The organism is Psychrobacter sp. 1Y4, assembly GCF_051847555.1.
This window is the reverse complement of sequence record NZ_JBPYDE010000394.1, coordinates 1-801: the sequence shown is the minus strand read 5'-3', so window position 1 is coordinate 801 and position 801 is coordinate 1. Positions and strand designations below refer to the sequence as shown.

The following is an 801-nucleotide window of genomic DNA, read 5'->3' as shown; positions in this document are numbered from 1 at the left end:
GCAGCTAATATCATGATCAATCGCTTGCTGCCACTCATCAGCGCTAAACGCCCCTTCTACTAGACCGATGGTTTTCTCCCAACCTAACTGTCTGGCTTCTAATGCTTCGGTTAAAGTCGCAACCCCAATACCGTCTGCTTGCTGCAGGGCTGGCAAGACCGCCGCCACGCCATGTCCGTAAGCATTGGATTTGACCATGGCTAAAACTTTCGACTGCGGTGCTCGTTGTTTTACTTGATTTAGGTTATGGGTAAGGGCTTTTGGTTTTATGGTAATAGTGCGCATAATCGCCTTCTATATGAGTAGAATTATGAAGTGATAAAGCCAGTACGGCATCGATTGGGTTGATGCGATACTGGCTATTGTATTAAAAACTGATTATATAAAATTACTTATTAACCTACGACTAAACCTGAGTATATATAAAGCTTAGTCTTGGTCAGGCTTATAATTTACAAGGTTGGTTACTCATCATTCTCAAAACTGACGCCCTGATAGTATTCTGGCGTTAGATTAATGAAGCGGGTAAATTGACCTTCAAAACCCAAACGTACGGTGCCAATAGGGCCGTTACGTTGTTTACCAATGATAATTTCCGCCACGCCCTTATGATCTGAGTTTTCATTATAAACCTCATCACGATAGATGAACATAATCAAATCGGCATCCTGCTCAATTGCACCAGACTCACGTAGATCCGACATGATTGGTCGTTTATTTGGACGGTTTTCTAGACTACGGTTAAGCTGTGATAAGGCAATCACGGGACATTCAAGCTCACGTGCGAGCGCCTTTAAACTA

Annotated in this window: 2 protein-coding genes; both read right to left on the bottom strand. The window is 42.9% G+C overall.

Annotation, left to right across the window (positions count from 1 at the left end):
* The coding region (locus ACS8FC_RS16550) for an alanine racemase (RefSeq protein ID WP_439297580.1) at nucleotides 1–285 on the bottom strand (285 nt) is incomplete at its 3' end.
* A gap of 179 nt (nucleotides 286–464) precedes the next feature.
* A partial coding sequence (locus tag ACS8FC_RS16545; RefSeq protein ID WP_439297579.1) for a DnaB-like helicase C-terminal domain-containing protein occupies nucleotides 465–801 on the bottom strand: 337 nt, incomplete at its 5' end.